Source organism: Ancylobacter sp. GW821-FHT10E12 (genome assembly GCF_058809335.1).
In genome coordinates this window covers 100,908-125,029 of the sequence record NZ_JBXASN010000007.1, presented here as the reverse complement: position 1 = coordinate 125,029, position 24,122 = coordinate 100,908, and the positions used below count along the sequence as shown (strand labels likewise).

18 protein-coding genes and 1 pseudogene are annotated in these 24,122 nt (G+C 68.1%); 7 read left to right on the top strand and 12 right to left on the bottom strand.

Features of this window, described 5'->3' with window-relative positions:
• Positions 1-2 precede the first annotated feature (2 nt).
• The 4 genes from AC1RU4_RS11285 to AC1RU4_RS11270 all read right to left on the bottom strand — a co-directional run bounded on the left by AC1RU4_RS11285 (position 3) and on the right by AC1RU4_RS11270 (position 7,196).
• Positions 3-3,155 carry an efflux RND transporter permease subunit gene (locus tag AC1RU4_RS11285; protein WP_492891183.1) on the bottom strand — a complete coding sequence of 1,051 codons (3,153 nt, stop codon included), beginning with the start codon at positions 3,153-3,155 and terminating at the stop codon, positions 3-5.
• 5 nt (positions 3,156-3,160) lie between these two features.
• On the bottom strand, positions 3,161-4,234 hold the full coding sequence (locus AC1RU4_RS11280) for an efflux RND transporter periplasmic adaptor subunit (RefSeq protein ID WP_492891350.1): 1,074 nt from the start codon (positions 4,232-4,234) through the stop codon (positions 3,161-3,163).
• Between the two features lie 213 nt (positions 4,235-4,447).
• Positions 4,448-6,136, bottom strand: coding sequence for a SulP family inorganic anion transporter (locus AC1RU4_RS11275; protein ID WP_492891182.1), 1,689 nt, complete (start codon positions 6,134-6,136; stop codon positions 4,448-4,450).
• Between the two features lie 145 nt (positions 6,137-6,281).
• Positions 6,282-7,196 carry a LysR family transcriptional regulator gene (locus tag AC1RU4_RS11270; RefSeq protein WP_492891181.1) on the bottom strand — a complete coding sequence of 305 codons (915 nt, stop codon included), beginning with the start codon at positions 7,194-7,196 and terminating at the stop codon, positions 6,282-6,284.
• A 101-nt stretch (positions 7,197-7,297) separates the two neighbouring features.
• On the opposite strand from AC1RU4_RS11270, the gene betA reads away from it, so the two are divergent.
• On the top strand, positions 7,298-8,980 hold the full coding sequence (gene betA, locus AC1RU4_RS11265; RefSeq protein WP_492891180.1) for a choline dehydrogenase: 1,683 nt from the start codon (positions 7,298-7,300) through the stop codon (positions 8,978-8,980).
• An 18-nt stretch (positions 8,981-8,998) separates the two neighbouring features.
• On the opposite strand, the gene AC1RU4_RS11260 is transcribed toward betA, so the two are convergent.
• The 4 genes from AC1RU4_RS11260 to AC1RU4_RS11245 all read right to left on the bottom strand — a co-directional run bounded on the left by AC1RU4_RS11260 (position 8,999) and on the right by AC1RU4_RS11245 (position 12,299).
• The gene (locus AC1RU4_RS11260; protein ID WP_492891179.1) at positions 8,999-9,979 is read right to left on the bottom strand and encodes a glutathione S-transferase family protein; all 981 of its coding nucleotides are present in this window, start codon (positions 9,977-9,979) and stop codon (positions 8,999-9,001) included.
• 118 nt (positions 9,980-10,097) lie between these two features.
• Entirely contained in the window at positions 10,098-10,508 is a 411-nt protein-coding gene (locus tag AC1RU4_RS11255; protein ID WP_492891178.1) for a DoxX family protein, read from the bottom strand.
• A 129-nt stretch (positions 10,509-10,637) separates the two neighbouring features.
• Positions 10,638-11,552 carry a LysR family transcriptional regulator gene (locus tag AC1RU4_RS11250; protein WP_492891177.1) on the bottom strand — a complete coding sequence of 305 codons (915 nt, stop codon included), beginning with the start codon at positions 11,550-11,552 and terminating at the stop codon, positions 10,638-10,640.
• An 84-nt stretch (positions 11,553-11,636) separates the two neighbouring features.
• On the bottom strand, positions 11,637-12,299 hold the full coding sequence (locus tag AC1RU4_RS11245) for a GntR family transcriptional regulator (protein WP_492891176.1): 663 nt from the start codon (positions 12,297-12,299) through the stop codon (positions 11,637-11,639).
• Between the two features lie 89 nt (positions 12,300-12,388).
• On the opposite strand from AC1RU4_RS11245, the pseudogene pip reads away from it, so the two are divergent.
• Positions 12,389-13,387 (top strand): annotated as a pseudogene (pip, locus tag AC1RU4_RS11240) (prolyl aminopeptidase).
• Between the two features lie 47 nt (positions 13,388-13,434).
• A complete protein-coding gene (locus tag AC1RU4_RS11235) occupies positions 13,435-14,655 on the top strand; it encodes a threonine ammonia-lyase (protein ID WP_492891175.1) in 1,221 nt (406 codons plus the stop codon).
• Positions 14,656-14,794: 139 nt separating this feature from the next.
• Here the strand turns inward: AC1RU4_RS11235 and AC1RU4_RS11230 are convergent, their stop codons facing one another.
• Positions 14,795-15,430: an NrsF family protein gene (locus tag AC1RU4_RS11230; protein ID WP_492891174.1), complete on the bottom strand. Its 636-nt coding sequence runs from the start codon at positions 15,428-15,430 to the stop codon at positions 14,795-14,797.
• A complete protein-coding gene (locus AC1RU4_RS11225) occupies positions 15,417-15,983 on the bottom strand; it encodes a sigma-70 family RNA polymerase sigma factor (protein WP_492891173.1) in 567 nt (188 codons plus the stop codon). Before AC1RU4_RS11225 ends, AC1RU4_RS11230 begins: the two co-directional genes overlap by 14 nt.
• Positions 15,984-16,436: 453 nt before the next feature.
• Between AC1RU4_RS11225 and AC1RU4_RS11220 the strand changes: the two genes are divergently transcribed.
• A complete protein-coding gene (locus tag AC1RU4_RS11220) occupies positions 16,437-17,465 on the top strand; it encodes a TRAP transporter substrate-binding protein (RefSeq protein ID WP_492891171.1) in 1,029 nt (342 codons plus the stop codon).
• Positions 17,466-17,494: 29 nt separating this feature from the next.
• Positions 17,495-20,173: a bifunctional diguanylate cyclase/phosphodiesterase gene (locus AC1RU4_RS11215; RefSeq protein ID WP_492891170.1), complete on the top strand. Its 2,679-nt coding sequence runs from the start codon at positions 17,495-17,497 to the stop codon at positions 20,171-20,173.
• A gap of 158 nt (positions 20,174-20,331) precedes the next feature.
• Here AC1RU4_RS11215 and AC1RU4_RS11210 read toward each other — a convergent pair whose 3' ends face one another.
• A complete protein-coding gene (locus AC1RU4_RS11210) occupies positions 20,332-21,225 on the bottom strand; it encodes a LysR family transcriptional regulator (protein ID WP_492891168.1) in 894 nt (297 codons plus the stop codon).
• Between the two features lie 91 nt (positions 21,226-21,316).
• Here AC1RU4_RS11210 and AC1RU4_RS11205 point away from each other — a divergent pair, with 91 nt between their 5' ends.
• Positions 21,317-21,880, top strand: coding sequence for an NAD(P)H-dependent oxidoreductase (locus AC1RU4_RS11205; protein WP_492891167.1), 564 nt, complete (start codon positions 21,317-21,319; stop codon positions 21,878-21,880).
• Positions 21,881-21,887: 7 nt separating this feature from the next.
• Here the strand turns inward: AC1RU4_RS11205 and AC1RU4_RS11200 are convergent, their stop codons facing one another.
• Complete coding sequence (locus AC1RU4_RS11200; protein ID WP_492891165.1) at positions 21,888-22,913, bottom strand: zinc-dependent alcohol dehydrogenase family protein; 1,026 nt, start codon at positions 22,911-22,913, stop codon at positions 21,888-21,890.
• Positions 22,914-23,011: 98 nt separating this feature from the next.
• Here AC1RU4_RS11200 and AC1RU4_RS11195 point away from each other — a divergent pair, with 98 nt between their 5' ends.
• Complete coding sequence (locus tag AC1RU4_RS11195; RefSeq protein WP_492891163.1) at positions 23,012-23,917, top strand: LysR family transcriptional regulator; 906 nt, start codon at positions 23,012-23,014, stop codon at positions 23,915-23,917.
• Positions 23,918-24,122 lie beyond the last annotated feature (205 nt).

Genomic DNA, 24,122 nt, shown 5'->3' with positions numbered 1-24,122 from the left:
CGTCACTCCCTGTGGGTTAGCGCGGCGCCTTTCGTCGGCCGGGTACTGGGCCGCAGTCGCTCGCGCAGCGCCTGGAACAGCACGTAGAGCGGAGGTATCGCGAAAATGCCGAGGAAGGAGGCGAGGATCATCCCGCCGAAAACCGGCGTGCCGACATTCTGCCGGGCGATCTGCGAGGCGCCCTGCGCGACCACGAGCGGATAGAGGCCGAGGATGAAGGCCAGCGAGGTCATCATCACCGGCCGGAAACGCAGCCGCGCGCCTTCGGCCGCCGCTTCCTGGAGAGGCACGCCGCGCTCGCGCTGCTCCTTGGCGAACTCGACGATGAGGATGCCGTTCTTCGCCGCGAGGCCGATAAGCACGATCATGCCGATCTGGGCGTAGAGATCGAGCGTGAGGCCGGCGATCACGATGGCGGCGAAGGCGCCGAGCATGCCGACGCTGACCGACAGCAGCACCGGCACCGGGATGGTCCAGCTCTCGTAGAGCCCGACCAGGAACAGGAAGGCGAACAGCACCGCGAAGGCGAGGATGATCGAGGTCTTGCCCTCGGCCCGCTTCTCCTGGAAGGAGGTATCGGTCCAGGCGCCGCTGAAGCCGGCGGGCAGCGTCTTAGCCGCCACCTCTTCCATCGCCGCCAGCGACTGGCCGGAGGAGACGCCGGCCGCCGGCGCGCCCTGCACCGTGACCGCGCGCTTGTTGTTGTAGCGGATCAGCGCCGGCGGACCGACGACGACCCGCGCCTCGACGATCGAACGCAGCGGAATCATGTCGCCCTGAGCGCTGCGCACATGGATGCGGTAGATGTCGTCGATGCTGCGGCGGTCGTCGGCCTCCGCCTGCACCTGCACCTGCCAGGTGCGGCCGAACAGGTTCATGTCGTTGACATAGAAGCTGCCGAGCGAGGCCTGGAGTGCCTGGAACACGTCGTTGAGCGCCACCCCGAGCACCTGCACCTTGTCGCGGTCGATATCGAGGTAGATCGACGGGTTGGTGGCCGAATAGGTGCTGAACACGCGCGACAGGCGCGGATCCTGGTTGGCGGCGATCACTAGGCCGCGCAGCACCTGCGCCAGCACCTTCGGGTCGCCGGCGCGCAGGTCCTGCAGCACATAGGCGAAGCCGCCGCCGGTGCCGAGCCCGACGATGGGCGGCGGCGCCAGCGGCACCACCGAGCCGCCGCGTATGTCGCGGAATTTGGCACCCACCCGCGCCAGCACCGCCGGGGCGCCGAGCGCGGCGTCCTTGCGCTCCTCGAACGGCTTCATGGTGACGACGATGAAGGCGGCGTCGGGCTGGGAGTAATTGTCGATGAAGTTGAGGCCGATGACCGAGGTGAAGTCCGCGACCGCCTCTTCCTCGCGCAGCACCGCCTCGGCCTGGCGGATCACCTCCGAGGTGCGGCCGACCGAGGCGCCGCCGGGGAGCTGCACCACCACGAAGAAGGCGCCCTGGTCGTCCTCCGGCAGGAAGCCGGTCGGCGTCGCCTTGCCGAGCGCGAAGATGCCGGCGCCGGCCACCGCCACCATGGCGAGGCCGATGATCGAGAACCGCACCAGCCGGGCGACCGCCGCGCCATAGGCGTCGCGCACGCGGTCGATGCCGCGCATCACATAGCCGATCGGGCCGCCGCGCGGGCCGGGGGCGCGGTGCTTGAGCAGCACGCCGCACAGGGCCGGCGACAGCGTGAGCGCATTGATGGCGGACAGGAACATGCCGACCGCCACCGTCACCGCGAATTGCCGGAACAATTCGCCGGAAATGCCGGGAATGAACGCGACCGGCACGAACACCGAGAGCAGCACCAGCGTGATGGCGATGATCGGCGCGGTGATCTCCGCCATCGCCTTCTTGGTCGCCTCGGCCGGGGTGAGGTCGGGATGCTCCTCCATCACCCGCTCGACATTCTCGACCACGACGATGGCGTCGTCGACCACGATGCCGATCGACAGCACCAGGGCGAGCAGCGAGACGGTATTGGCGGAATAGCCGATGGCGTTCAGCACGATGAAGGTGCCGATGAGGCTGACCGGCACGGCGAGCAGCGGGATCAGCGTCGCCCGCGCGCTGCCGAGGAACAGGTAGACGACGATGACGACGAGGATGAACGCCTCGACCAGCGTCTTCTGCACCTCGTGGATGGTCTCCGACACGAAGGTGGTCGGGTCGTAGGTGACCTTCCATTCGAGGTCTTCGGGAAAGCTCTTGGCGAACTCAGCCATGCGGGCGCGCACCTCCGCGAGGGTGGAGATGGCATTGGCACCGGGCGACTGGTAGAGCGCCAGCACCGAGGCGGCCCCGCCGTTGAAGCGGGTCTCGCGATCGAGATTGGCAGCGCCGAGTTCGAGCCGCGCCACGTCGCCGAGCCGCAGCACCGAGCCGTCGGAATTGGTGCGCAGCACGATCTTCTCGAAGTCGGCGACCGAGCTTAGCCGGCCCTTGGTCTGGAGATTGAGCTGGAGCTGCTGGTCGTTCGATACCGGCCGCGCGCCGATGCGCCCGACCGCCGCCTGCACGTTCTGCGCCTGGATCGCCTTGATGACGTCACCGGTGGTGAGCCCGAGCCCGGTGAGGCGGTCGGTGCGCACCCAGGCGCGCATCGCGTAGTCCTGCGGACCCCAGAGCGAGACGTCGCCGACCCCCGGCGTCGCCTTGAGATCGTCGAGCAGGTTGATGGTGACGTAGTTGGAGATGAACAGCGGGTCGTGCGCGCCCTTCGGGGAATAGACCGACAACACGCCGAGCAGGGCGGAGGACTTCTTCTTGACGGTGACGCCCTGGCGCTTCACGTCCTCCGGCAGCTTGGACAGCGCCACCTGGACGCGGTTGTTCATGTTGACGGTGTTGATGTCGGGATCGGTGCCGAGCTCGAAGGAGCCGACCAGCGAATAGGAGCCGTCATTGCCGCTGACGCTCTTCATGTACATCAGCTTGTCGACGCCGACGACCTGCGCCTCGATCGGCTGGGCGACGGTCGAATCCACCACCTCGGCGGAGGCGCCGGGATAGTTGGTCGTCACCGAGACCTGCGGCGGCACGATGTCGGGATATTGCGAGATCGGGATCGCCAGCAGCGACAGCGCGCCGGCAATGACCGTAACCAGCGCGATGACGATGGCGAGGCGGGGGCGGTCGACGAAGATGGCGGAGAACATCGCCGCTACTCCGCGCGCAGGTCGGTCGAGGGCTGGGCTACCACCGGCGTGCCGGGGCGCAGCGCCTGCAACCCATCGACCACCACGAGATCGCCCTCGTTGAGCCCGCTCTCGACCGTGACGTCGGTGCCGTGATCGCCGCCTGTGGTGAGGCGCCGGACCGCCGCCTTGCCGTCTTCGACCACGAAGACGTAGAGGCCCTTCTGGTCGGCGATCAGCGCCGCCTGCGGCACCACGATCCGGGTCTGCGGCTCGCCGAGCTGGAGCAGGACGCGCACCAGCTGGCCGTCGGTGAGCTCGCCTTTCGGATTCGGCATCACCGCCCGCACGACGACGGTATCGGTGGCGCGGTTGACGCTGACGTCGACGAAATCGATCCGGCCCACCGCGCCATAGACGCTGCCGTCGGAGAAGCGCACTTGAACCTTGACGTTCGACAGGTCGTCCGAGCGCCCCGCCTTCTGCGCCGCGAGATAGTCCCGCTGGCTGATCGGGAAGGTGACGTATATCGGGTCCTGGCTGACGATGACGGTCAGCACCCCGCTGTCGGGCCCGACGATGTTGCCCTTGGTCACCGTCGTGCGGCCGATGCGGCCGGCTATGGGGGCGGTGATGTCGGTATAGCCGAGATTGATCTGCGCGGTCTTCAGATTGGCCTCGGCCGACAGCACCCCGCCCCGGGCTTCCGCTTCGGCTGCGGCGGCCTGGTCGCGGGCGACGACGGAGCCGACATTCTTGGCGAGCAGCTCCGTGGCGCGCTCCAGCTGAATCTTGCTGAGATCGAGCGCTGCATTGGCGCGGGCAAGCGCGCCTTGCGCCTGCTGAAGCTCGGCGGCGAACTGGTCCTTCTCGATGCGGTAGAGCGGCGCGCCCTCGGCGACGACCTCGCCCTCCTTGAACAGCACGGCGTCGAGGAATCCCTTGACGCGGGCGCGGATGTCGACCCGCTCGCGCGCCTCCAGCCGGCCGACGAAATCGATCTGCCGGTCCACCGGCACCCGCTGGACGGCGACGGTGCCGACACGCACCGCCGCCGGATCGGCGGCCCATGCCGACCCTTGCGGCAGGCCCACCGCCATGGCTATGCCGAGAGCGATTCCCAAAATAAATCGGAAAAAATATGGCAGTATTACTGACGATTTTATCGACATGACCGGATCGCCCCTACGCAATTACTCGCGCACAATGCCGGACACCATAGCTAAACGATTCCAAAGGCACCATTCGGTCTTCGCCGTATCTCGAATAATTCGAAAGTCGATTGTCGAAGATACATGAAATACGTTATTACATTACGTGACGGAACGGCCGGCATCGGTTGCCGCAAAGGCGGTCGCCGCTTCCTCCAGGTCGTCGAAGACCATGGTCTTGCCGATGCGCGCGAGCACGCCCGCTCGCTCCAGCAACTCCATCGGTTCCGTGTTCAGTTCGGCGATGCCGAACGCAATGCCCTTCGCCTCAAGGGCGGCACGCACCTCGTCCAGCATCGCCGCGGCGGTGGAATCGATCTGCACCACGGCGCTGGCGTCGAGCACGAACCAGCGCGCGCCGTCCGGCAGGGCGTCCATCATCTCCTGCAGCCGCTCGCGGACATAGTCGACATTGAAGAACAGCAGGCTGCCCTGGATCAGGCAGAGCGTCAGCCCGGGCACCGGCCGTGCCGCCTTGGAGCGATGCAGCTTGTAGAAGCCGGCGTGGTGGGGAATCCGGCCGAGCATCGCGTCGCGCGGCCGCATCTCCTTCATGAGGACATAGAGCAGGGTCGCCGCCACCGCAACCATGACGCCGTTCAGCACCCCGAGGCTGACGGCGCCCCACATGCCGATCAGCGCGAAGGCGAATTCCATGCGGCTGATCCGCCACAGCTCGCGCAGGCTCGCCGGATCGATGAGGTCGAGCGAGGCGGCGATGAGGATGGCGCCGAGCGCCGGTGCTGGCAGCAGCCGTAGTGCGTCGTTGAGGAACAGCAGCATCCCGGTCAGCGTCAGCGCGGCGGCGAGGCCGGCCATCTGGCTGCGGCCGCCGACCGACATGTTGATGGCCGTGCGCGAGTCCGACACCGTCACCGGAAAGCCGCTGAACAGGCCGGAGGCGACGTTGGCGGCGCCGAAGCCGAGCAGCTCGGCATTGGCATCCACCGGAAAGCCGCCGCGGGTGCCGAAGCTGCGCGCCGCCACGATGCCGGAGCTGAAGCTCACCAGCCACAGGGCGCCGGCGCCGAGCAGCAGGCTCTGCAGCGGTAGATCGCCGGTCAGAGGCAGCGACAGCGAGGGCAGCTCGTCTGGCAGTCGGCCGACGACCTTGATGCCCATTCCCTCGAAGTCGAACAGGACGGAGCCGACGATGCCGGCCACGACCACCACCAGCGGTCCGGGGATGGGGGAGCGCAGGCGCTGGAGAACCAGTGCAAGGGCCAGCAGCGCCAGCCCCAGTGCCAGCGACGGCCAATGGATCGCGCCCGAATTGCGCGCGAGCTCGATGAGCGGTGCCATCAGGCCGTCCGCCTCGATCTTGAGCCCGGTCAGCCGGCCGATCTGGCCGACCATGATGGAGATCGAGATGCCGCTGATGAAGCCGATGAGGATTGGGCGGGAGAGGAAGGCGGCGATCGCCCCGAGCCGCAGCATGCTGGCGACGAGGCAGAGCAGGCCGACCCCCAATGCCAGCAGGGCGGCCATCGCCACGCGATCCGCGGTCGGATTCTGCGCCACGATTCCAGCCAGCACCGCGGCGAGCACCGTCATGGTCGCGGCATCGGGGCCGACGACCAGCCGGTGCGACGGGCCGAAAAGCGCATACCCGATCAGCGGGAAGATGCTGGCATAGACGCCGACCTCGGCTGGCAGGCCGGCGATCGCCGGATAGGCGACGGCGCTTGGAATGGCGACGGCGGCAATGGCGAGGCCGGCCATGGCATCTCGACCTAGCCACTGCGCCTTGTAGCCCGCAAAGCCCTGGAGGATCGGAAACCGAACCGGCATTGCGCACCTCACGCCAAGCGTCGACGGCAGCGCCCCGTATGGGCCGTGCAGTCGAGGCGGAACGTACCATATCCGCCCCGGATGTCATGGAGCTGTCGCATATTTGGGCGCCGGCGTGTCGAGCAAAGCCGGCGACGTCGTGGGCTCAGCTTTCTCCCGCACCGCGGACGCAGGCGGTGAGCTGCTTCACCAGCAGCTCTGCCGCCGGCAGCAATTCTTTGCGGCGATGGGCAAGCTGGAAGCGGTCGTCGAAGCGATAGCGCTCGGCTGCCAGACGGCGCATCCGTCCTTCGCGCACCCATCCGGCGGCGTAGTGGGTGGGCAGGAAGGCGAGATGGGCGCCGCCGCAGACCAGCAGCGCCGTGCCCTCCATATGCGCCGTCACTGCCGCCCAGCTGAAGGATACGCCGCAGATCGGCTCCTCGCGCATATAGGAGCGCCCCGCAAACGGGTGGGCGGCGAGGCGTTGCGGCGTGATCTCCGCGTCCGGCACGCCGAATAGCGGGTGGTCGCGGCCGCAATAGAGCCCCTGCGCCTCATCGATGAGGTCGGCGGTGACGATGTGGCCGGGGAAGACCTGCGCCGGGCCGAGCACGACGTGATAGCGCCCGCCGAGCAAGCCGCGCGCGAGTTCCTGCGGCGAGGCGATGTCGATCTCCAGCCGCACCCGCGGCGCCGCGCGGGCGAAGGCGGCGAGCGCGCCGGCAAGGTCGAGCGACGGATTGGTCTCAAGCGCGTCGACGGTGCCGAAATGCAGCACGCCGGCCAGTTCGCCGCGCTGCGCCGCCACCGCGCCCTGGAAACCCTCGATGGAGCCGAACAGATCCAGCATCGCCGCATGCACCTGCTTGCCGGCCTCGGTGAGGAGGAAGCCGGATCGCCCGCGCTCGCACAGGCGCAGGCCGAGGCGCTGTTCCAGCAGCTTCATATGCGATGAGATGGTCGCCTGGCTCATGCCGAGCGCCTCCTGCGCGGCGGAAAAGCCGTTATGGCGGACCACCATCTGGAAGATGCGCAGCAGGCGGAGATCGATGTCGAGGAGGGAAGGGCGACGTTCCATACATTGAGAATGCTCAATGTGAATGTTCCATCAAGTCCATTTTTCGATGCGTATGGCGCAGCTAGCTTGCCTCGGGTCTGCGGAGAGGCTCGGGAGGCGTCATGAGCGAGGAATTCGACTACATCATCGTCGGTGCCGGCTCGGCCGGCTGCGTGCTCGCCGCGCGACTCACCGAGGATCCCGGCACGCAGGTGCTGGTGCTGGAGTTCGGCGGCAGCGATCGCAGCGTCCTGATCCAGATGCCCTCGGCCTTCTCGATCCCGATGAACGGCAGCAAATATAACTGGCGCTACGAGACCGAGCCCGAGCCGGGCCTCGACGGACGGCGCATCCATTGCCCGCGCGGCAAGGTGCTGGGCGGCTCCTCCTCGATCAACGGGCTGGTCTACATGCGCGGCCACGCCCACGATTTCGACGAGTGGGAGGCGCTCGGCGCCGATGGCTGGGGCTACCGCAATTGCCTGCCCTATTTCCGCAAGGCCGAGAGCTTCGCCTTTGGGGGCGACGCCTATCGCGGGGCCGATGGGCCGCTGCATGTCAACAACGGCAACGGCATGGCCAATCCGCTCTATCGCGCCTTCGTCGCGGCGGGTCGCGAGGCCGGCTACGTCGCTACCGACGATCCCAACGGCCATATGCAGGAGGGCTTCGGCCCGATGCATATGACCGTGAAGGACGGGGTGCGCTGGTCGGCGGCCAATGCCTATCTGCGCCCCGCCATGGGACGGCCGAACCTCAAGGTCGTGACCCAAGCCATGACCCGCCGGCTGCTGCTCGACGGCAAGCGGGCGGTGGGGGTCGACTACGAGGTCGGCGGTGCGGTGCGGGTGGCTCGCGCGCGGCGCGAGGTGATCGTCTGTGCCGGCCCGATCGGCTCGCCGCATCTGCTGCAACGCTCCGGCATCGGGCCGGGGGCGGTGCTGAACGATGCCGGCATCGAGGTGCGGCACGATCTGCCCGGCGTCGGCGAAAACCTTCAGGACCATTCGGAGATCTATATCCAGTACGCCTGCAAGCAGCCGATCACCCTGAACGGGCGGATGGGACTGATGAGCCGCCTGCGCATCGGCGTCGAATGGCTGCTGCTGAAGCGCGGGCTCGGCGTCTCCAATCATTTCGAGGCCGGCGGCTTCATCCGCTCCGACGCCCATGTCGCCTGGCCGGACATCCAGTTCCACTTCCTGCCGGCCGCCATGCGCTATGACGGCAAGCAGCCGCTGAAGGGGCACGGCTTCATGGTGCTGACCGGCCCCAACAAGCCGAAGAGCCGCGGCCATGTGCGGGCGCGCTCGGCCGATCCGCGCGTGCATCCGGCGATCCTGTTCAACTATCTCGACCGCGAGGAAGACCGCGAAGGCTTCCGCCGCTGCGTGCGGCTCACCCGCGAGATCATCGCCCAGCCGGCCATGGATCCGTTTCGCGCCGGGGAACTCGCGCCCGGCTCGGATGTGCGCAGCGACGACGAGATCGACGCCTTCGTCCGCCGCACCATGGAGAGCACCTACCATCCCTGCGGCAGTTGCCGAATGGGCGAGGACGTGCGGGCGGCGGTGGACAGCCAGTTGCGGGTGCACGGGCTCGATGGCCTGAGGGTCGTGGACTCCTCGGTGTTCCCGACCGAGCCCAACGCCAATCTCAACGCGCCGACCATCATGTTGGCCGAGCGCGCCGCCGACATGATCCGCGGGCGCGACCTGCTGCCGGCATCGAATGCCGCGGTCGGGCTGGCGGAAGGCTGGCAGACCCGCCAGCGCACCGGGATGCCGGTGCGGCCGGCCGCGTGAGGGGAGCTGTCGCGTCGCTTACGCCAGCTTCGGCACCGAGACCGGAGCAAGGCCGGGCAGATCGGGGCCGACCGGCACGATGCCGGTCGGGTTCAGCGCCTTCACCGAGTAGTAGCCGCGCTTGATGTGGTCGATGCTCACCGTCCCGCGCACGCCCGGCACGTCCAGCACCCGCATCATATAGGCCTGCAACGCCGGATGGTCGGCGATGCGCCTGAGGTTGCATTTGAACAGGCCGTGATAGGCGGCGTCGAAGCGCACCAGCGTCACGAACAGCCTTATGTCGGTCTCGGTGAAGCGCTCGCCGAACAGGAAGGGACCGCCGACGGCGAGACGTTCCTCCAGTTCGGCCAACATGGCGAACACCTCGGCGAAGGCCTCCTCATAGGCGACCTGCGTGGTGGCAAAGCCGGCGCGGTAGACCCCGTTGTTGAGGTGCGGGTAGATGCGCTCGTTCAGCGCGTCGATGGCTTCAGCGAGATCGGCCGGGCGCAGCGCCACGCCGTCATAGGCCAGCGCGCCGAAGCCGGAATCGAACATGCGCAGGATGTCGGCGGATTCATTGTTGACGAGGGTGCCGCGCTGCTTGTCCCACAGCACTGGGACGGTGGCGCGGCCGGTATAATGCGGGTCGGCGCGCGTATAGAGCTCGTGCATGTAGGTGGCGCCGTTCACCGTGTCGGGCGTCGCGCCGGGATAGGTGCCGAAGCGCCAGCCCTGATCGGTAAGCGCCGGCTCGACGATCGAGAGCGAAACCACGTCCTCCAGCCGCTTGAGCCTGCGGGCGATGAGGGTGCGCGAGGCCCAGGGGCAGATGAGGGCGACATAGAGGTGGTAGCGGCCGGGTTCGGCCGGAAAGCCGCCCTCGCCGGTCGGGCCGGGCGCGCCGTCCGGCGTCACCCAGTGGCGGAAACCGGAGACCTGCCGCACGAAGCCGCCCTTTTCGTCCTTGGCCTGAACCGGATGCCAATCGGACATCCATTTTCCATCGACGAGCATGGTTCGGTTCCTTGGGCGGCCTGCGGCAGACGAGGGACGTTAAAGCGCAGGGCCGCAAACGAGGACCGGCCGCCGGCGGAGGACGCCGGCGGCCGGCCTGTCGGCGGCCCGCTGCAGGTCAGCGGGTGGCGGAGGTGGTCGGCTTGAGCGCGAAGGCGCCGTCGCCGGCGAGCGCCACGGCGAGGAGGCCGACGATCCACAGCGCCAGGAATTCCCAGCCGCCATTCGGGTTGGTGAAGAAGAAGCCGGCCGGGCCGTGCACGGTGGCGATGGCGCCGAGCAGGATCGGGATCAGCGCGAGCGCGGCGATGCGCGGCCACAGGCCGAGGATCAGCGCCACGGCGCCCACCAGCTCCCACAGGATGGTGACATAGGCGAGCCAGCCCGGCAGGCCGAGCGAGCCGAAGAAGCCGGCGGTGCCGGCCGGGGTGAACACGAAGATCTTCAGCCCGGCATGGGCGAGGAACAGGATGCCGAGGGCAAGGCGCAGGACGAGGACGGCAATGGGAGCCGTGCGCGTATCGATCATGGCGGGGTCCTTTCGCGGGAACGCAAGCTGCACGCACCCTGCACCGGGCGCGCCCGGATGAGTATCCACTCGAAAGGGGGGAGGTTTCTTCCAAAATGGAAGCAGTCTGGCGCGGATCCACCTACCATCCTAGTTCCAGCCGTGATCCCATGCCGGCTCGCCGCGATAGCGCTCGACGAGGAAGTCGACCAGCACCCGCACTTTCAGCGCCAGATGCCGCCCCGGCGGATAGAGCGCGTAGAGCCCGTGCGGCAGAGCTTCCGCTTCCGGCAACAGCCGGCGCACGAGGCCGGCGCGGATCGATGGGCCGGCGATGAAGCTCGGCACGTTGGCAATGCCGAGCCCGGCCTGCGCGGCGGCGAGGCAAGCCTCGCCGCTGGAAAATCGCAGTCGGCCGGCGATGGCGACGTCGAACGACCCGCCATCGCCATCGCGGAACCGCCAGTTCAGCGGATCGCGGAAATTGGTGTCGAGGATGCAGTCATGGCCGGCGAGGTCCTGCGGGCGCGCCGGGGTGCCGCGGGCCGCGAGATAGGCCGGGGCGGCGACGAGGACCACGCGCGCGTCGCACAGCTTGCGGGCGATGAGGCTGCTGTCGCCCGGCGTGCCGATGCGCACGGCCGCATCATAGCCTTCCTCGACGAGATCGACACGCCGGTCGGTGAAGCCGACATCGAGGCGGATGTCGGGATAGGCGCGGGCGAAATCGGTGAGCGCCGGCACGAGCTGGATGGTGCCGAAGGACATCGGCGCGGTGATGCGCAGCGTGCCGGTCGGCGTGCCCGAGGCGGTGCGCACCGAGGCGTCGAGCGCGTCGAACTCGTCGAGCAGCGCCTTGACGCGCTGGAAATAGGCCGCGCCGACCTCGGTGGCGGCGAGCGCGCGGGTGGTACGGTTGATGAGCTGGACGCCGAGTTCGGCCTCCAGCCGCGACACCAGCTTCGAGGCCTGCCCGCTGCTGGTGCCGAGCCGCCGGGCGGCGGCGGCGAAGCTGCCGAGGTCGAGCACCGCGACGAACATGCGGTCACAGTCCAGCCGCTCCATCGAAATCCTTCCGCCATGCACGCGACATGGCCATTTCTACACGGATCGCTGCCAAGGTGGAATTTCTGCCAGGCTTCGGCCCGCTCACGCCTGCGCGCGCACCGCTTCGACGAGGTCGGCGCTGCCGTCGCGCAGATGGCGGCGCAACGCATCGAGGGCGGCGGCCGTGTCCCGGCGCGCCACGGCCGCCAGCACCTCGCGGTGCTCCTGCTGCGAGCGGGCACGGTAATCGAGACCCGACAGCAGGATGCGCACGTAACGGTCGGCCGCCCGGTGCTGCGCCTCAATAGCCGCCAGCAGCCGGGCATTGCCGCAATCCTGGTAGAGCGCGAGGTGGAAGGCGCGGTTCAACTCCCCCCATTTCGCCACATCCGGCTCGCTGTCGATGCGGTCGAGCCATGCGCCGGCGCCGGCAAGGGCCCGTGCATCGAGATGCGGTGCGGACAAGCGCAGCGCCTCGACTTCCAGGAGCTCGCGCAGGGCGTAGATCTCGACGATTTCGCGCTCGTCCATCCGCGCCACCGACGCGCCGCGGGTAGGATGGATGACCACCAGCCCTTCGGCTTCCAATTGGCGCAGGGCGTCGCGGATCGGCATGCGGCTGAAGCCGAAGCGGGACGCCAGCTCGTCCTGGCGCAGAATCACGCCCGGTCTGATCGCGCCGCCGGCAATGGCCTCGCGCAGCACCTGGGCGATCTGGTCCGCCACGGTCTGCGGCTTGTCGAGATGGATAGGCGGTTGCGCCATGGCTCCCCCTCCGCGCTGCAAGCACACCGGCGCGCGTTGCCGCTGTCAGGAATCTCGTATACGAGTATCCTGAACTCGTGAAGCTTCCCATGACCGACTTGCGCACGCTCTACCCGACGATCGAGCCCTTTGAGACCGGCATGCTGGATGTCGGTGACGGTCATCGCATCCATTACGAACGGGTCGGCACGCCGGGCGGCAAGCCGGCTGTGTTCCTGCATGGCGGGCCGGGCGGCGGGATCTCGCCTGATCATCGCCGCTTGTTCGACCCTTCCCGCTACGACCTGTTGCTGTTCGACCAGCGCGGCTGCGGTCGCTCGACGCCGCATGCCGGGCTGGAGGCCAACACCACATGACATCTGGTCGCCGACATGGAGCGTCTGCGCGAGAGGATCGGCGTCGAACGCTGGCTCATCCTCGGCGGTTCCTGGGGTTCGACGCTGGCGCTGGCCTATGCCGAAAAGCATCCCAAGCGGGTGAGCGAGCTGATCCTGCGCGGCGTCTACACGCTGACCCGCGCCGAGCTCGACTGGTATTACCGCTTCGGCGTCTCGGAGATGTTCCCTGACAAATGGGAGGACTTTCTTGCGCCGATCCCCGAAGAGGAGCGCGGCGACCTGATCGCCGCTTATCGCCGCCGTCTCACCAGCGAGAACGAGGCGGTGCGGCTGGAGACGGCGAAAGCGTGGACGGCCTGGGAGGGCGAGACCATCACGCTGCTGCCGAACCCGGCCGTCTCGACCGCCTATTCCGATGGGCATTTCGCGCTCGCCTTCGCGCGGCTGGAGAACCACTATTTCACGCATGATTGCTGGATGGAGGACGGGCAGTTGCTGCGCGACGCGCACAGGCTCGCGGGCATTCCCGGCACTATCGTGCATGGCCGCTACGACATGCCGTGCCCGGCGCGCAGCGCCTTCGCCCTGCACCGGGCATGGCCGAACTCCGAGTTGCACATCGTCGAAGGCGCCGGCCATGCCTGGACCGAGCCGGGTGTTCTCGACCTCCTGATCCGCGCCACGGATCGCCATGCCGGCGCGGCTCGACGCCGAGAGCCTCCCACTTGCCTATATTCCCGGCCATGCTAGGCGGGTTAGGGTGCAGGTGGTCGGCGACGTAGAGTGAGAAATTTCCGGTGCATTTCCCGAATGTGAGTCTCGGCGATGTCGAGGCGGCGGCGGCACGCATTGCCGGTGCGGTGGCGGCGACGCCCTTCGTGCATTCCGAAACCCTGTCGCAGAAGCTCGGTGCCGAGGTCTGGCTGAAATTCGAGAACCTGCAATTCACCGCCTCCTTCAAGGAGCGCGGCGCGCTGAACAAGCTGTTGTCGCTATCGGACGAGGAACGCGCGCGCGGCGTGATCGCCGCCTCCGCCGGCAACCACGCCCAGGGTGTCGCCTATCACGCCCGCCGCACCGGCATCGGCGCCACCATCGTCATGCCGACCACCACCCCGGTGCTGAAGGTGGAGCGCGTGCGCGAGCACGGCGCCCGCGTGGTGCTGCATGGCGCTGATTTCAGCGCCGCCGCCGCCGAGATGCAGCGGCTCGCCCGCGAGGAGGGGCGGACCATCGTCCATCCCTTCGACGATCCCGCCATCATCGCCGGGCAGGGCACGGCGGCGCTGGAAATGCTGCGCGCCCAGCCCGGTCTCGATACGCTCGCCGTGCCGATCGGCGGCGGCGGGCTGATCGCCGGGTCGGCCGTGGTCGCCCGGGCGCTGAAGCCGGAGCTGCGGGTGGTGGGCGTGCAGTCGGAGATCTTCCCCGGCATGGCGCGGGCGGTCGGGTTTTTCGAGGGCGAGCCGGTGCCGGGTTCCTCGGTCGCCGAGGGCATCGCCGTCACCGATCCGGGGCAGATCACCCGGGCTATCGTGCGCACCGGCGTCGATGCCATCGCGGTGGTGAGCGAGGATGCCATCGAAGAGGCGATCGCGCTGGTGCTCGGCATCGAGAAGACGCTGTGCGAGGGCGCCGGCGCCGCCGGCATCGCCGCCCTGCTGGCGCGGCCGGACCTGTTCGCCGGGCGCAAGGTCGGGGTCATCCTCTCCGGCGGCAATATCGACACGCGCGTGCTGGTGGCGGTGCTGCAGCGCCACCTCACCCGCGTCGGGCGCATGGTGCGCATCCGCGCCGAGCTGCCGGACAATCCGGGCGCCTTGGCACGGCTGACCGCCGTGGTGGCCGCCGAAGGCGGCAACATCTACGAGTTGCGCCACGAGCGGCTGGCGGCTGCAAGCCGGGCCAAGGAGAGCTCGGTGACGCTCGATGTCGAACTGCGCGATCCGTCGGACCTGCCGCGGCTGATGGAAAAGCTCGCCGCCGAGCAATTCCGGGTGCGGCGCGGCGAGTTCTGACGCTGTCGGAACGTCCATTGCGGTCGGCGAGATCGGCATCGCCGATACCTCGCGCAATGGGTGCTGGAGCGGGTCCGGCTGACGCTGGACCTATGCCATCCCCAGAGCGAGGCGCTCGGGCCGCAGGCGGCCACCGGATTCACCAGGCGAGCCAGCGCCGTCCCGCCAGATAGCCGGCCAGCGTCACGATCAGCATCGCCGGCGTGTACCACGCCGCGACGAAGAGCGGGCTGTCGTCCGAACAGTGCCAGGCATAGAGGCCGGCGGCGATGGCGCCGGCTGCGAGCCCGGCGGCCGCGCCCGCGCGACCTGGATTCTCCGGCGCGGAATCGGTCAGCACATAGATCAGCCCCGCCAGCGGCGCGAGCGACAGAACCGGGAGGAAGAAAAGGCAGAAGGCCGCATGGCCACCCATGAGGCTTGCCGCCAGCCGGTCCCCCGGCAGCACGACGAGTTCGGTGCCGACGGCGATCAGCAGCAGCGCAAGCGCACCCAGCAAAGCGAGAACGTGCACCCGCACCGGCTCCGCCGGGCGCCCGATGCGGAACACCAGGGCGCAGGCGACGGCGGCGAGACCGATCGTGAAGCCGATCTTGAACAGCACGCGCGGCGTTCCGAGCACGCTGGCGAGGTTGTGACGCAGGCCGACGGTCGTGACGAGGAGCACGCCCGAGACGAGAATGCCCGCCGCGAGCGCCAGCGCCAGCATGCGCCCGAGGCGCATCCGCACCGGCGCGTCCTCCGCCAGCAGGCCGATCAGCTCATCCGTCTTCACCCACGTCACTCCGATAGAGGGCGGCCAGCGATTTCAGCGCCCGGTGCAGCGCGACCCGCACCGCGCCCTCGCTCATCTTCAGCCGTGCCGCCGTTTCCCTCACGCCCGCGCCCTCCAGCGAGATGGAGCGGACGATGTCACGCTGCGGCTCCTTCAGCCGGGCCAGCATATGTTCCGCATCGAGCCGGTCGGCGGCGTCGGTGCGTTCGTCGGATTCCAGCGTCGCCGTGACCTCCTCGATCGGCACGACGATATGCCGGCCGCGACGGCGCAAGCTGTCGATCAGCTTGTGACGTACGATGGTCGACAGCCACGGGCCGATCGGACGCGCCGGATCCCAGGTGCCACGCTTCAGATGCACGGCCAGCAGGACTTCCTGCACCACGTCTTCCGCCTCGCTGGGCGGCGCCCCGAATTCCCGGCAGCGCCGCACCGCCATGGTGCGCAGGTGTGGCGTCACAGCGGAAAGGAAACGGCGATAGGCCTGGGCGTCGCCCTTGATGGCGCGGCGCATCCAGTCTGTCCATTCCTCCTCCCGAGCCGACCGATTCACCCGATGTCATCCTCTACGCAGGCGCTCGTGCCTTTGTTACCGGCGGCCGCAAAAACGGGGGGAACCGGCCGCGAACGCGTCGCGCCGTCTTGCTTTTCCATCTGTCTTGTCCCCGCTCGTCGCCGCCTCGGCAAGTAGAGATTGGTAAAAATGCGGATGCCGGCTGTAACGTCGGCTGGTGGACCCGCGCCCCTTTTCCCGGCGTGTCACCATCTGGCTCGCCACCTCGTGATCATCATCGCCCGCGGGCACCGTGCCGGCTCGGCGGGCAGCGGATCACCTGTTCGCACAGTGGTGTAAGGCGGTTGTTTGACTATTCCGCGAAGCAACGATCGCGCCTATTGTCTGATCGTGCGATAGGGGCGTGAAGGCAGGCAGATGACTGCGCAGCGAGGAGCGGGGACCGCGTCGACAGTCATGCCGGCGAGGGGGCGTCGATGGAACCGGATTGCTTTGGCTTTCGCCGCCTGTCTGTGCGCGGCGCCTGCCGCCTCGGCCGAGGAGGGCACCGTCAAGCTTCAGATCGTCGGCGGCCTGGCCGGCGTGACCCAGTTCGCCAAGTTTGAGAAACCCTTCTGGGAGAAGGAGATCGTCGAGCGCTCCGGCGGTCGCATCACCGCGACCATCAAGCCTTTCGATGGGGGTGGCTTGCGCGGCCAGGAAATGCTGCAGCTGATGCGCCTCGGCGTGGTGCCCTTCGGCACCGCCCTGCTGAGCGTCGCGGCTGGCGAGGAGCCGGAGCTCAACGCCGTAGACTTGCCGGTGCTCAACCCCGACATGGCGACGCTGCGCCGCTCGGTAGGTCTCCTGCGCGAACATCTCAGAGAAGTCCTGCGGGAGCGCTACGATATCGAGCTGCTCGGCATCTATACCTATCCGGCGCAGGTTCTATTCTGCAACAAGGCTTTCACGAGCCTCGACGACATTGCGGGCCGCAAGGTCCGCACGTCCTCGATCGGCCAGTTTGAGCTGATGAAGGCGTTGGGAGCCGTGCCCGTGGTGGTGCCTTTCGCCGAAATAGCGAACGCCCTTCGCGCCGACGTCGTCGACTGTGCGCTCACCGGCACGCTGAGCGGCTACGAAATCGGCTTGCCCGACATCACCACCCATGTCCACACCATGGCGCTCAGTTGGGGACTGTCCTTGTTCGGAGCCAATGCGGCGGCGTGGGAGGCACTGCCGCCCGATGCACGGGAAACCATTCGGGTCGGCGTCGCGGATCTGGAGCGGCGGATCTGGGAGCAGGCCGATGCGGATACCCAGCGCGGACTCGCGTGCGATGCGGGCGCTGCGTCCTGCGGGGAAAAGCCGCGCCGGCCGATGACGCTGGTGCCGACCTCGCCGGCGGACGAGGCGCGGCGCCACCAGTTGCTGAAGGAGGTGGTGCTGCCGCGCTGGATCGAACGTTGCGGCGAAGCCTGCGTGCGGGCCTGGAACAAGTATCTCGCGCCGATCCACGCCATCCATGTCGCGCCGCAGTGAGGCGTGTGCATGACAATCGATTGCGCTCGATGATTTGGCACCGTCTGAAACTGACCATCGTTGCCGGAGCGACCGTCATTCTGTTGATCATGGCGGCGGGGACGGCCGTTCTTCTCGATCGCGCCGAACGCGCCGCGCTGAATGCGGCGGAGACGTCTCTCGAACGCTCCGCCCAGGCGATCGAGAATGCGCTCAACCGCCAGTTCCTCCAGGTCCACGGCGCGCTCGCCAGCCTGTCGACGCTGTTTGCGGCGGCGAAAGCCTCGCCGTTCGACATTCAGGTGGCCGGTGAAATCCTGCGCGGACTCAACTTCCAGACCCTCGCCTATCACGACCTGCTGCTGGTGCGGCAGGACGGCACCATACTGGCAGCCGCCCGTTCGCGAAATGCGCGACGCAAATTGCCCTTCGATGCCGCTGCTCTCAGCGACGAACCGACGTCTCTGGTCGGGCCGGTGCGCAACGGCATCACCGGCGACTGGTCCTTGTATGTCGCCCGTAGCGTCCCCGACTGGGAGGGCATCACTCCGGTGGCCGAAGTGCCGCTGCCGACGCTCATGGAGTTCCTGGCGGAGACCGGCATCGTCCCCGACGTGAAGATCATGCTCGAGCGGCCCAATGGCGAGCTTATCGCCGCCCTGCCGCATGACGAAGTGCAGACCGGCCGGGTGAGACCCTCTGCGCTGGGCCTGCGGCCGGCGGATGGCAAGGCTTTCATCGTGGCCGCGGACGGTGAGGGCGGCCCGCGTCTCGCCGTCGTGCGCGCCTCGCTCTACGGCGACATTCGCGTCGTGCTCACGATTGATCGCGAAATCGTGCTGGCGGACTGGCGGCGCGACCGCGATCGCACGCTCGCTGCCGTCGCGATCGGGGCGCTGCTGCTGGGCGCCTTCACGATGGCGCTGCTCGTGGCCCTGCGCCAGCGCGAGAGGGCGGATGCCGAGCGCACGCGGGCCGCGACGGTGCTTGTCAACGCGATCGACGCGATGTCGGACGGCTTCGTCATGTGGGACGAACAGGACCGGCTCGTGACCTGCAACCAGCGCTATCGCGATCTCTACTCCCTGGTCGATCCCTACCTGGTGCCGGGAAAGCGCTACCCGGACATCGTGCGAAAGGGAGCCGAGATCGGGCAGTTCCCCGAAGCCGGGGAGGACATCGATGCCTTCGTCGCCGCGATGGTCGACTGGCACCGGCGCGGCAGCGGTTCGGTGGAGCGGAGCCTGCCGGACGGACGCTGGATCCTCGTCAAGGAGCGGCGCACGGCGGATGGCGGCATGGTCGGCATCCGCACCGATATCACGGCCCTCAAGGCGATGCTCGCGGAGCTTGCCGAGGCGAACGCGCGCGCCAATGAGGCGGCGGTGGAGGCGCAGCGGCAGAATGCGGCGCTGACCGAGCGCGAGAGCCGGATCCGTTTCCTCGCCCATCACGACGACCTGACCCGGCTGCCGAACCGGGTGCTGTTCCGCGACCATATCGAGGCGGCGCTCCACATCGCGGCCGAACAGGGGTTGCGCATGGCGTTGCTCTATCTCGACCTCGATCGCTTCAAGGATGTCAACGACACGCTCGGCCATCCCGTCGGCGATGCGCTGCTGCGCGCTGTCGCCGAGCGGCTAAGTCGTTGCGTCGACCATACGGAGCGTGTCGCCCGGTTGGGCGGCGACGAGTTCGCCGTCATCAATCTCGCGCCGGCGCAGCCGCAGGAGGCCGAGAGGCTGAGTGCGCATATCGTCAAAGCGCTGAGCATTCCCTACAACATCCTCGGGCATACGATCGTCATGAGCGTCAGCGTCGGCATCGCCGTGGCCGATGGGCATGGCGATGCCGACGCTGACGCGCTGCTCAAGCAGGCTGACCTCGCGCTCTATCAGGCCAAGGCCCGGGGAAGGGGCATGTCCTGCGTGTTCGTGCCGGAGATGGATGCGCATCTGCGCGCCCGGCTGGAGATGGAGGCCGATCTTCGCGATGCCCTGCCCGGCAAGCAGTTCGCGCTGGTTTACCAGCCGATCTACGAACTGGCCGGGGGACGGCTTTGCGGCTTCGAGGCCCTGCTGCGCTGGCGGCATCCGCGGCGCGGCCTCATCAGCCCGGCCACCTTCATTCCGCTGGCCGAGGAAACCGGGCTCATCGTCGAGATCGGCGCCTGGGTGCTGCGCCGCGCCTGCGCCGATATCATGCAGCTGCGGGACGGGCCGAAGATCGCGATCAACATCTCGCCCGTCCAGCTCGCCCTGGGCGACATTGCCGAGGCGGTGAGCGACGTGCTCGACGAGACCGGGCTCGAACCCTGCCGGCTGGAGCTGGAGATTACCGAGACGGCACTGTTCGCCAATGACCAGCGCAACCTCGATGCATTGCGGCGCCTGCGCGACCTCGGCGTGCGGATCGTGCTCGATGATTTCGGCACGGGCTATTCCAGCCTCAGCCATCTGCGCCTGTTTCCGCTCGACAAGATCAAGATCGACCGCTCCTTCGTGCACGACATGACGGAGCGGGCGGACAGCGCCGCCATCGTCGACGCCATCGCCGGATTGGCGCTGCGGCTCGGCATGACGACGACCGCCGAAGGCATCGAGACCGCCGAACAGCTGGACGCCGCACGGCTGGCCGGCTGCACGGAGGGGCAGGGTTATTTCCTCGGTAGGCCGCAGCCGATGCAGCTGATCGCGGACGTTGTCGCACCGTCGGATTTGCCCGGCTGAGCGCGGCCGGCGAGGGCTCGACAGGATCGTCGTGTCTGAATGTGGCGCGGCATACCGGCCGGTTTATCTCAGGTGAACATGGGTGCGAAGCCGACCCGAGCGTCGCAGACCACGCGACACGCCTGCGCCCGCTGACGGCGCTGGCGGGGGGAGGGTGGTCAGGCGATCAGCGTCTCGATCGCCGCCGCGACATGTCCGACGGCTATGTCGCCGTCGCGCCGTACATGCCAGGCCATGTGGAGGGCGAACCCCTCGACCGGGATGGGCGGCACGAGCACCGCGAAGCGCGAGGGCGCCTCCGTCGGCACGCAGCGGCTCGGCAGCATGGCGATCAGGTCGGAATCGTCCAGCAGTGGCGGCGCCATGGCGAAGCTGGGCACCACGATGCCGACCCGGCGCCGTAGCCCCTGCGTCGCCAGCACCTCGTCGAGCGCGCCGCGCGCATCGCCGCGCCCGGAGACGACGACATGCGGAAAGGCCAGCCATGCGTCGAGATCGAACGACGCGGCGGCCGGATGATCACGGCGCATCACCACGACATAGTGCTCGTGCAACAGCTCCCTGCGACGGAAGGTGGCGTCGACCTTCGGGAATACAGAGACCGCGAGATCGGCCGTTCCCTTGGCCAGAGCGTCGAGCGCGGCCGCGGCGCCGTGCCAGGGTTGGATCACCAGATCGATGCCGGGAGCGGTACGAGCGAGGTGGCGGTGCAGCGGGCCGGCGAGAAGGATGGCTGGATGGTCCGCCATGACGATGCGCAGCGCCTGGCGGATATCCGCGAGGGCAATGGCGGGTGGGTCGATCAGGATCGCGGCCTGCGCCAGCAGGTTCTTCAGCGGCTCCCGCAGCGCTTCGGCCACGGGCGATAGCCGCATCTCGCCGCGGCCGCGCTCCAGCAGCACGTCGCGGAACAGATGGCGGCAGCGATCGAGGGCGGCCGAGGTCGCCGGCTGCGACAGGCCGAGCCGCACCGCCGCGCGCGAGACATGCGCTTCGTCCAGCAATGCGTCGAGCACCACCAGGAGGTTGAGGTCGATGTTTCGCAAATTCATACAGAAAATAATATCGTATATTTATTATCTATTGGAGTGATTTTATCGGCACCGGCATCGTCCTTTCGAATCAACCGAGAGGAGACCTGACATGGCCGGCACCCTGATCCTGCTGTTTCACCCCGACATCGCCCATTCGCAGGCCAATCGCGCGCTGGCGCGGAGGGCGGCGCGGCTGGCGGATGTCGAACTCGTCGACATGCAGGCGCTCTATCCCCACGGCGAGATCGACGCCGACGCCGAAGTCGCCCGGCTGCTCGCTGCCGACCGGATCGTGCTGCAGTTCCCGATCCAATGGTACGCTCCGCCGCCGCTGCTGAAGGCTTGGCAGGATGCGGTGCTGACGCGCATGTTCTATATCGCCTATTCCGCCGAAGGGCGCCTGCTGGAAGGCAAGCCGCTGCTGGTTTCGGCGACCGCCGGCAATACCGAGGCGGCCTATCAGCCGGAGGGGGCCAATCTCCTGCCGCTGGAAGCGCTGCTGGCGCCGCTGCGTGCCACCGCGCATCGCTGCGGCCTGCCATGGGCGGCGCCGTTCTTCCTCTACAGGGCCAACAAGCTCGACGAGCCGTCGCTCAATGCGGCGGGCGACGACTATGCCGCACATCTCATGCGGTGGATGGCAATGTCGTCGCCCGTCCGCGAGCCCGCTTGACGTCCGCTTATGCCATCTCGATGACGATCTTGCCGAACGGCCCGCGATCGAGGTGGTCGAGCGCCGCCGGCAGGTCGGCGAGGCCGTAGCGCTGGTCGATGACCGGCTTCAACCCCGTGCGGTCGACGGCGACGACGAGGCCTTCCAGCGCCCGCCGGTGTCCTACCGCGATGCCGCGGACTGTCACGCCCTTCAGCAGCAGCGGCCCCACGGGTCCCGATATCTCGAAGCCCTCCTGCACGCCGATCATGGCGATCTGTCCGCCCAGCGCGACCGCCTGGAGCGACCGGCCGAGATGGGCCCCGCCGACGGTTTCCAGGATATGGTCGGCGCCGCGATCCCCGGTCAGCCGCCAGACTGCCTCGACCCAATCCTCGGCAACCCGATCGATGCCGTGATCGGCGCCGAGCGCCCGTGCCCGCTCGAGCTTGGCCGCGCTGCCGGAGGTAACGATCACCTCGGCGCCGTGCGCCTTGGCGATCTGCAACCCGAACATGGCGACACCGCCGGTGCCCTGCACCACGACCGTCTGTCCGGCCCGCAGCTTGCCGTGCTCGACCAGCGCGAACCAGGAGGTGAGGCCGGCGCAGGGGAGCGTGCTCGCCTCGGCGTCGTCCAGAGAGGTCGGGGCCGCGACCAGCCAGTCCTGAGGAAGCGCGAGATAGGTGGAGAGGACACCAGGGTAAATCCCGCCCAGCGTCCGATAGGGCGGCGTGCGGGCATTGCCCAGCGGCTGGCCGTCGATCCAGCCGGGCGCGAAGGTCGCGATCACGCGGTCACCCGGTGCGAGGCGGTCGGCGCCGTCTCCGCGCTGAACCACCGTTCCCGCCATGTCGGACGCCGGCGTGAAAGGGAAGGAAAGGTCGAGACCCATTCCGCTCGCCATCAACAGCTTGTCGCGATAGTTCAGCGATACCGCCGCCACCTTCACCAGCACCTCGCCGGGGCCGGGCGAAGGCACCGGCATATCGACGAGCCGCAGGTTTTCGCGGCCGAGAGCAGGCATTTCCCAACGCTTCATCATTTCCGTCATCGACGATCTCCTGTGATGAAAGGAGCCTATCGTTGATGAAACGGCATCGGTGGTGATAAGAATTCCTATCATTGGTTCCATAGGATACCCAATAGCGGATGAGCGACCTCTTGGGCGGCATTGGTGTTTTCGTAACGGCGGTCGAGACCGGCAGTTTCTCGGCGGCGGCCGAGCGGCTGCATCTTACCCGCTCGGCGGTTGCCAAGACCGTCGCGCGAACCGAGGCGCGGCTGGGTGTCCGGCTCTTCCATCGCACCACGCGCAGCCAGAGCCTCACCGAGGATGGCCAGATCTATTTCGAGCGCTGCCTGAAAGCGCTCGAGGAGATCCGGGCCGGCGAGGCGACGCTGGAATCCGGCCGCCGCGAGGCGGTGGGGCGTCTGCGCGTGACGATGCCGGTGCTGTTCGGTCGCCGCTGCGTGGCGCCGGTGTTGGCGAATCTCGCTGCGGTGCATCCCAAGCTCGAACTGGACCTGTCCTTCAGCGACCGGCCGGTCGATCTCATCGAGGACGGCTTCGACCTCGCCATTCGCAACGGCCCGGTCGGCGACGGTGCCGGCCTCATGATGCGGCGCATCGGCCTGCAGCGCATGACGGTGTGCGCCTCGCCGGCCTATCTCGCGGCGCACGGCACGCCGGCCAGTCTCGACGACCTGTGCCGTCATGAGGCGGTGACCTATGGCCGCGCGGGCCGCGTGCGCCCCTGGCTGTTTCCGCGGGATGCGGCCAAGCCGATCGAGACCACCCCGCCGAGCCGGATGCGGTTCGACGATCTCGACGCCATCGCCGAGGCGGCGGTCGCCGGCCATGGCCTCGCCTGGCTGCCCTGCTGGCTGATCCGTGAACGGGTGCGCGCGGGCGTGCTGGTTCCGGTTCTGGCCGAGGTGCCGCGGCTGGTGTTCGAGAGCCATGCGCTCTGGCCGCAGACGCCGCATCTGCCGTTGCGCGTCCGCCTCGCCATCGATGCCTTGGCGGCGGAGTTGCCGGGAGGCGTCGAGTTCTGACGAACTGCCCTGTTCCGTGCGGCGGCAGGCGGGTGGCTCACCGCATCGGCTTCAGCGTCCTGGCGGAAAAATCGGGTCCGCCAGGAATGCCCGATGCATCGGCAACGCTTGTCCGGGCTTTGGGAATGTTGCCGGCTTCCAACCGGTCGCCGTCTGTGCTCCCTTGAGAGCTGGCGACCCTCACGCATCCATGAGCCTGTCCTTG

Bases quoted from the DNA above. Each gene is read 5' to 3' on its own strand.
- AC1RU4_RS11280 (WP_492891350.1), bottom strand. From the start codon at position 4,234: ATGGCGGTGGGCCTGCCGCAAGGGTCGGCATGGGCCGCCGATCCGGCG.
- AC1RU4_RS11255 (WP_492891178.1), bottom strand. From the start codon at position 10,508: ATGATCGATACGCGCACGGCTCCCATTGCCGTCCTCGTCCTGCGCCTT.
- AC1RU4_RS11275 (WP_492891182.1), bottom strand. From the start codon at position 6,136: ATGCCGGTTCGGTTTCCGATCCTCCAGGGCTTTGCGGGCTACAAGGCG.
- AC1RU4_RS11215 (WP_492891170.1), top strand. From the start codon at position 17,495: ATGATTTGGCACCGTCTGAAACTGACCATCGTTGCCGGAGCGACCGTC.
- AC1RU4_RS11200 (WP_492891165.1), bottom strand. From the start codon at position 22,913: ATGACGGAAATGATGAAGCGTTGGGAAATGCCTGCTCTCGGCCGCGAA.
- AC1RU4_RS11270 (WP_492891181.1), bottom strand. From the start codon at position 7,196: ATGGAACGTCGCCCTTCCCTCCTCGACATCGATCTCCGCCTGCTGCGC.
- AC1RU4_RS11260 (WP_492891179.1), bottom strand. From the start codon at position 9,979: ATGCTCGTCGATGGAAAATGGATGTCCGATTGGCATCCGGTTCAGGCC.
- AC1RU4_RS11250 (WP_492891177.1), bottom strand. From the start codon at position 11,552: ATGGAGCGGCTGGACTGTGACCGCATGTTCGTCGCGGTGCTCGACCTC.
- AC1RU4_RS11285 (WP_492891183.1), bottom strand. From the start codon at position 3,155: ATGTTCTCCGCCATCTTCGTCGACCGCCCCCGCCTCGCCATCGTCATC.
- AC1RU4_RS11205 (WP_492891167.1), top strand. From the start codon at position 21,317: ATGGCCGGCACCCTGATCCTGCTGTTTCACCCCGACATCGCCCATTCG.
- betA (WP_492891180.1), top strand. From the start codon at position 7,298: ATGAGCGAGGAATTCGACTACATCATCGTCGGTGCCGGCTCGGCCGGC.
- AC1RU4_RS11195 (WP_492891163.1), top strand. From the start codon at position 23,012: ATGAGCGACCTCTTGGGCGGCATTGGTGTTTTCGTAACGGCGGTCGAG.
- AC1RU4_RS11245 (WP_492891176.1), bottom strand. From the start codon at position 12,299: ATGGCGCAACCGCCTATCCATCTCGACAAGCCGCAGACCGTGGCGGAC.
- AC1RU4_RS11210 (WP_492891168.1), bottom strand. From the start codon at position 21,225: ATGAATTTGCGAAACATCGACCTCAACCTCCTGGTGGTGCTCGACGCA.